A 7,904-nucleotide genomic window follows, 5' to 3' on the forward strand; every position below is an offset into this window, starting at 1 on the left:
GGGGGTGGGACAGCGACTCAGCGCTGCGGCTCCAAGTGCCGCGTGTGCTGGATCTCGCCCAGCCCGTTGCGCAGCGTGACGGTCAGGTGGCCGTCCGCCGCGATGTCGACGTGACCGAAGAACATCTTCTTCTGGTTGCGCGGTGACTGGTTGACGTAGTCGGGCGTCTGGACGTACCCGAGCTGCGGGCCGAACGTGCCCTCGAGCTTGTTCGGGCCGAAACCACCGGCGGAGATCGGACCGGCCACGAACTCGTAGAACGGGTCGAAGTCGCTGAACGCGGCCTTGTTCGGGTCGTAGTAGTGCTCGGCGCAGTAGTGCACGTCGGCGGTGACCCACACGACGTTGCGGATCTTGCGGCGCTTGATCTCCGAGAGGAGGTAGGCCATCTCGATCTCGCGACCCTTCGGCGCTCCGTTGTCGCCCTGCGCGATCGCCTCGATGTTCGCGCCGTCGGGCACGATCAGGCCGATCGGCATGTCGGCGGCGATGACCTTCCAGGTCGCCTTCGACTTCTCCAGGCCGCGCAGCAGCCACTCGACCTGCTCGCCGCCGAGGAAGTCGACGCGCTCGGTCTCCAGGCCCGGGGTGTTGATGTCGCGGAAGGTGCGCATGTCGAGCAGGAACACGTCGAGCATGCGACCGCGCGGGATGTGCCGGTAGACCTGCGGGCTCGTGATCGGCATGTTCTCCAGGTAGGCCTGGCGACCCCGCGCGGCGAGCACATCCACGCGCTTCTCCGTGTAGCGGGCGTCATCGAGGATCTCCGAGGGGTACCAGTTGTTGGTGACCTCGTGGTCGTCCCACTGCGAGAGCACCGGGATCTGGGCGTACATCGCGCGGATGTTCGCGTCCATCTGGTTGTAGCGGTAGCGCCCGCGGAACTCGGTGAGCGTCTCGGCGACCTTGGCCACCTCGGGGGTGACGATGTTGCGCCAGATCTGGCCATCGCGCTCGGTCACGGTCGCCGACATCGGGCCGTCGGCGTAGATGTTGTCACCGGAGTGGATGAAGAAGTCGGGGCGCGTCGCGGCCATCGCGCGGTAGGCGACCATGCCGCCGAGGTCGGGGTTGATGCCCCAGCCCTGGCCGGCGGTGTCACCGGTCCACACGAAGCTCGTGGCCTCGGCCTTCAGCGACGGCGTGCTGAAGTGACCGACGGCGCGCTCGCCCCGACGGCCACGCTCGTCCTCGAACTCGACGGTGTATTCGTACTCGCGTCCGGCCTGCAGACCGCGCAGGTCGACCTTGGCGGTGAAGTCGGTGGCCTCGGTGGCCCAAGGCCCGCGGATCTCGCGGGTCTGGTGGCTGCGGCCGGCGGGGAGGGTGACGACGAGGCGGCCGGGAACACTCGAGCGCGACCAGACGACGGCCGAACGCGGGGTGACTTCACCGGACTGGATACCGCTCGGCAGGGTGCCGCGGCCACGGATGATCTGGCCGGGAGCGGAGGTGGGGGAGGCGATGGCGGAGTGGGGGACGGCGATCGCACCGGCGCCGGCGATGGCGCCGGTGAGCAGGGTACGACGGTTGAGGTTTGCCATGACCGTCATGGTCTCGGAGCGCCGTCGACGCGCGTGTGGCTGACAGGTGAACGTTCGTGGGACGGCACCTGAACAACGCGCCGCTCCTGCAAGGCGTGTGCGTTTCTCCACGGCGGTGGGGACGAGGCTAGCGCCGGGCAAGGTCATGCAGAACGCGTGAAATGGCACGCGTTCTGCATGACCTTGCGACGTTGATCAGCGGGGGTGCCCGTGAGTCGAGTCGGCGACTCCCCTATCGTCACGATGGTGACCACCGAGCAGGTTCAGACCCGACCCAACGCAGCGTCGGCCGAGATGCCCGCCCCGGGCACGGTCCTGCTGGTTCGCGACGAGGAGTGGCTCGTCACCAACTCCGAGCGCTCCAACGACGGCCACTGGTTCGTCGATGTCCAAGGCCTCTCCGAACTGGTCCGTGACACCTCCGCGACCTTCTCCACCGCGCTCGACGACATCCACATCCTGCGCCCCGAAGATGCCCGCGTGGTCGCCGACGACTCACCCGGCTATCGACGCTCCCGCCTCTGGCTCGAATCGATGGCCCGCAAGACGGCCGTCCCGATCACCGACCCGACCCTTACCGTCGCACCCCGCGGCCTCCTCGACTCGCTGCCCTACCAGCTCTCTGCCGTCCGCAAGGCCCTCGACCCCGAGAACCTGCGCCCCCGCATCCTCCTCGCCGACGCCGTGGGCCTGGGCAAGACCCTCGAGATCGGGATGATTCTCGCCGAGCTGGTGCGGCGGGGCCGCGGCGAACGCATCTTGGTTGTCACGCCCCGGCACGTGCTCGAACAGATGCAGTTCGAGCTGTGGACTCGGTTCGCGCTGCCATTCGTGCGACTCGACAGCCAGGGCATTCAGCGCATTCGCCAGCAGATCCCCGGCAACCGCAACCCGTTCTCGTACTACAAGCGCGCCATCATCTCGATCGACACGCTCAAGACCGACCAGTACGTCAACCACCTGCGCAAGCAGCGCTGGGATGCCGTCGTCATCGACGAGTCGCACAACGTCACCGGCGCCTCCCTCAATAACCGCCTCGCGCGACTGCTCTCCAGCCGCACCGAGGCACTGATCCTGGCCTCCGCCACCCCGCACAACGGCCGTAAGGAGTCGTTCGCCGAACTCATCCGCATGCTGGAGCCCAGCGCGGTCACCCCGCAGGGTGACCTCATCGCCGACGAAGTCAAGCGCCTCTACGTCCGCCGCCACCGCCACAGCCCCGAGGTCGCCAGCTACGTCGGCGCAGACTGGGCCGAGCGCCTCCCGCCGGACAACCAGATCGTCACCGCCTCCGGCATCGAGAACGCGATCGCCCAAGAGCTCGACGAAACCTGGTTGCATCCGCGCTCCGGTCGCAACCCGTACTCGGGTGCGAACTCCTCGCTCTTCCCCTGGACCCTGATCAAGGCCTTCCTGTCCTCGCCGGCGGCGCTGCAAGCCTCCGTCACCGCCCGTCGCCAACGCATCTCCGCCAACCCGACACCGGCCGAGGCGGCCGAGATCGAAGCCCTGACGCGCCTCGAAGCACTTGCCAAGCGTGGTCTGAGCGAACCCACCGGCAAGTACGACGCGCTCAAGGCCCACTTGACGGAGATCGGTGTGGGGCCTGGGAAGGATCGCCGTGCGGTGATCTTCGCCGAGCGCGTCGCGACGCTTCACTGGCTGCAGACCAAGCTCATCAAGGACCTCAAGCTGCCCAAGAACGCGGTCGCCGTCCTACACGGTGGGCTCACCGACACCGAGCAGCAGGAGATCGTCGAGTCGTTCAAGCAGGCGTCGTCCCCGATCCGCGTCCTCGTGACCGGCGACGTCGCCTCCGAGGGTGTCAACCTGCACCTCCAGTGCCACCACCTCATCCACTTCGACATCCCCTGGTCCCTGATCCGCATCCAGCAGCGCAACGGCCGCATCGACCGCTACGGCCAGAAGCACTCGCCGCGCATCACGACGCTCCTGCTCGACCCCGACGTCGAGAACTCCCTCGGTGACCTGCGTGTGCTGACGCGCCTCATGGAGCGTGAGCACGAGGCCCACAAGGCCCTTGGTGACAGCGCGTCCCTGATGGGCAAGCACAAGGTCATCGACGAAGAGGAGGAGATCCGCAAGGTCCTCGCCGGCCAGCAGGCGTTCAGCGACGTCGTCCGTGAGGTCACCTCCGTCGGTGAGGGCGACACGTTCGACGACTTCTTGGCACAGCTCCTCGACGACGATGAAGACGACGAGCCGGCCCCCACCGAATCTGCCGCCCCCGCGACGACGATCTACGAACGCGACCTCGACTTCCTCCAGGACGCACTCGACGAGGTGCTCGAAACCCCAGGCCGCGCCTGGCCCGACGGAGTTTCGTGGAAACACCAGCCCCAGCACCAGGTCGCCGACCTGACCCCGTCACCCGACCTGCGCCGGCGCCTGGAGGTGTTGCCGCAGTCGTACCTCAAGGACCGTCACGTCCTCGAGCGGCTCCGCGTCGCCACGACCACGCATCGCGGCAACGAGGCGCTCAAGGCCGCCCGCAGCGGCGACGACCACACGCTGTGGCCCGAGGCGCACTACCTCTCGCCGCTCCACCCCGTCATCGACTGGGCGGCCGATCGGGCGCTGGCCCGCCTCGGCCGCAATCAGGTCTTCGGCGTACGCGGCCCGGTCGAGCACGCCTCCGTCTTGCTGCACGGCACGCTGGCAAATCGCCGCGGCCAGGTCGTCTCGTCGTCCTTCATCATCGTGCAATTCATTGGCGGAGAACCGAACTCGCTCGCTCTTGCGGAGCCTCACCCGACCCTTCGTGCGGCCTTGGAGTCGCTCGGTATCGCCGACAACCCGGTGAACTCCGGTGCACTGACCGACATCGATGCGCTCACCAGGTTCGTGGCCCCGGCCGTCGACGCGGCCCGAGACACCCTCAACACGGTGGTGGATGCCGCAGCGGAGGCCACTCGTCATCGCGTCGACGCGTGGGCATCGCGCGTCAGGCGGTGGGATGACGAAGCCGGCGCCCTGGTGCAACGGGCCGACGTCAAGGAGCGCCGTTCGATCGTCGCTGCCGAACGCGACGTCGCCGACTCACTCCTGCCCGATCAGCGCCTGATCCGACCACTTCTACTCGTCGTCCCATCAGCGCAAGGAGGCCAGGCATGATCAGCGACGCCATCGTGGTCGGCGAGGACTGGATCAGTGAGCACTACTTCACCACCGACGCGAAGAGTCAGTCGTTCCGCGCGCGGGTGCTCGAACGCCGCAAACAGTGGGACGGGCAGAAGGAGACCGGTTCGGTCCGCACGCGCTTCTCCGCCGCTCGTGCCGGCCTGCTCTCGCAACTCGCCTCCATCCAGGACAACCCCGAGGCCGCCACGTCGATCCGCAAGGAACTCCAGGACATCCTCGGGTTCCACGCCGCCGGTCTCATCCACGACGAGCGCGGCCCGCTCACGCTGATCCATCAGGCGGCGATGCCGGACAGCAGCGGCATCGCCATCGTCGCGGGTCGGGCAGTCGACGCGGTCGAGGATCTGCTCGCGAAGGACACACCCACCCTTGATTCAGAGTACGAGCTCGAAGACGGCACGGTCTTCAGGTCGGTGCCCCGGCTGCTCTCCGCGCTGTTCGTCGGTGACGAGCCACCCGCGTTCGCCCTCGTTCTCGCCGGCCGCGTTGCGCTCATTGCGGAGCGGGAGAGATGGCCCGAGGGGCGTTACCTCACGCTCGATCTGCAGCTCATCTGCGAACGCAACGACGACAAGCGCGGCGGCGAGATCGACACGGCGCTGGCGTGTCTGTCGGCCGAGTCCCTCGCTCCCGACGCCGAGGGCAACATCTGGTGGCACGACCGGCTCGAGGAATCGGTCAAGCACACCGTCGGCGTCTCGCAGGACCTCCGTGAGGGCGTGCGCCTCTCGATCGAGATCATCGCCAACGACGTGGTCACTCGTCGCCGCGCGCAGGGCCTCGACCCGCTGCCGCAGGACCAAGCGCAGCCGCTTGCGAAGCAGTCGCTGCGATTCCTCTACCGCATCCTCTTCCTCCTCTTCGCCGAGGCGTCCCCGGAGCTCGGTGTGCTCCCGACGGGTGCGACGGAGTACGAGCAGGGGTACAGCCTCGACCGGTTGCGCGAGCTGATCCAGGTGCCGCTGACGACCCCGGCCGCCGAGCACGGCACGCACATCTACGAGTCCCTCAACGTGTTGTTCCGCCAGGTCGACCAGGGGTACGAGCCTGTCGTCAGTGAGGAGGACGAGGGGCTGCTGGAGGCCCTGACGTTCCGGCCCCTGCGCGCTGATCTCTTCCGCCCGGAGGCGACCGCGCACATCGACGAGGTCAAGCTGGGCAACGCGCGGCTCCAGGAGGTGCTGCAGCACCTGCTCCTGAGCAAGGCGGCGAAGGGTCGCGACCGCGGGTTCATCTCGTACGCCGAGCTCGGCATCAACCAACTCGGAGCGGTGTACGAGGGCTTGATGTCGTACACGGGCCGGTTCGCCGAAACAGCCCTGTACGAGGTCGCCAAGGACGGGGACTCGAGCAAGGGGTCGTGGCTCGTGCCGGTCGATCGGGCCGGCGGCATCGCCGACAAGGACTTCGTGCGGCGGGAAGACCCGATCACCTCGGAGTCTCGCGCGGTCATCCACGACCAGGGCGCGTTCGTCTTCCGGTTGGCGGGGCGTGAGCGACAGCAGTCGGCGTCGTACTACACCCCCGAGGTGCTGACCCGGTTCACGGTCAGCCAGGCCTTGGAGGAGCTGTTCGACCAGGACGGGCACACGACGACGGCCGACGAGATCCTCGCCATGACGGTGTGCGAGCCAGCCCTGGGCTCGGGCGCGTTCGCCATCGAAGCCGTCCGGCAGTTGGCCACAGAGTATCTGCGTCGGCGTCAGGACGAGATCGGTGAGCGCATTGACCCCGAGGAGTACGCGAAGGAACTCCAGAAGGTCAAGGCACACATCGCCCTGCACAACGTTTACGGCGTCGACCTCAACGCGACGGCCGTCGAACTCGCCGAGATCTCGCTGTGGCTCGACACGATGGTCGAGGGCCTGCAGGCGCCGTGGTTCGGTCTGCACCTGCGCCGGGGCAACTCATTGATCGGAGCGCGGCGCGCGGTTTTTCCGAGACACCGCGTGACCAACAAGTCCTGGCTCAAGGACATGCCGGAAGACCTGTCCCTTGTCGGCATGGCTCAGGACATCGCCGAGGGGCGGGGGGGCCTGGCCACTGGGGCGATCCATCACTTCCTCCTGCCGGCTGAGGGCTGGGGGTCAACGATCGGTGCCAAGGAGGGCAAGACCCTCGCGCCGGAAGCGCTGGTCCGGTTGAAGGCGTGGCAGAAGTCGATCCGCGTGAAACCGACGAAGTCGCAGGTCGAGGCCCTCGTTGGCTTGGCGCGTCGCGTCGAGTCGTTGTGGCAACTGAGCTGGCGCAGGCTGACGATTGCCGAGAGCGAGGTGCGTCGCTCGGTTGACGTCTGGGGCGTGGAGGTCGCGCCGGGTGGCGCGGTGACCCGCGAGCAGATCGAGGCCAGCCTGAACGACCCGAACAGTGCCTACCGGCGGCTGCGTCGCGTGATGGATGCCTGGTGCGCGCTCTGGTTCTGGCCATTGACCGAAGAGCAGGCGCCACCGTCGGTTGACGAGTGGATCGCGACCTTGGAGCAGCTCCTTGGACACGCGGGGCGGATTCCGAGGAAGGCCGGTGCGGGGCAGCTCGCCTTCGGGTCGGCTGCCTCGTGGGATGAACTGGGCGAGGCCGAGGAGCAGGACCTCGAGTTCGCCTTCGCGGCCGACGTCGACCGCATCCTTGAGGATCACCCTTGGTTGGCCGCTGCCGGGCGGATCGCCGATCAACAGGGGTTCTTCCACTGGGACCTTGATTTCGCCCCGGTCTTCGCGCGCGGCGGTTTCGATCTCCAGGTGGGTAACCCGCCATGGGTGCGCCCCCGCTCCGACGTTGACGCGCTCTTGGCGGAGGCCGACCCGTGGTGGCAGCTCAAGGCAAAGTCGACGGCCAGCCAAGATGCCCAGCACCGCGAGATCGCCCTGTCGATCCCTGGAACGACGGAACTTGTCTTGGACGGCACCGCTGAGGTCGCGGCCACGGCAGCCTTCGTCGGCTCGGGGCAGCAGTACCCGCACCTCGTGGGCCTCCAACCCGACCTGTACCGCTGTTTCATGGAGCAAACCTGGCGCCACGCCCGTTCACTTGGTTCAGGCGCTCCAGTTGGCTCGGTCGGTCTCATCCATCTAGAGTCACATTTCACAGACGAGAAGGCAGGGACCCTTCGTAGGGCGACGTATCGGCGGCTGCGGAGGCATTGGCAGTTCATCAACGAACTACTCCTCTTTGAGATCGAAGACCACAAGCGCTACGGGG

3 protein-coding genes are annotated in these 7,904 nt (G+C 67.4%); 2 read left to right on the forward strand and 1 reads right to left on the reverse strand.

What is annotated here, in order from left to right; all coding sequences use genetic code 11:
• Positions 1-17: 17 nt before the first annotated feature.
• Positions 18-1,544: an alkaline phosphatase D family protein gene (locus tag KD1_RS13885; RefSeq protein ID WP_157073365.1), complete on the reverse strand. Its 1,527-nt coding sequence runs from the start codon at positions 1,542-1,544 to the stop codon at positions 18-20.
• Positions 1,545-1,787: 243 nt separating this feature from the next.
• Here KD1_RS13885 and KD1_RS13890 point away from each other — a divergent pair, with 243 nt between their 5' ends.
• Together KD1_RS13890 and KD1_RS13895 are read left to right on the forward strand one after the other, a co-directional pair.
• On the forward strand, positions 1,788-4,679 hold the full coding sequence (locus KD1_RS13890; protein WP_083542491.1) for a DEAD/DEAH box helicase: 2,892 nt from the start codon (positions 1,788-1,790) through the stop codon (positions 4,677-4,679).
• On the forward strand, positions 4,676-7,904 hold a 3,229-nt coding region (locus KD1_RS13895; RefSeq protein ID WP_068402896.1), incomplete at its 3' end, for an Eco57I restriction-modification methylase domain-containing protein. The genes KD1_RS13890 and KD1_RS13895, both read left to right, overlap by 4 nt.

It is taken from the genome of Kribbia dieselivorans NBRC 106261 (genome assembly GCF_001552435.1).
GTDB lineage: Bacteria > Actinomycetota > Actinomycetes > Actinomycetales > Dermatophilaceae > Kribbia > Kribbia dieselivorans.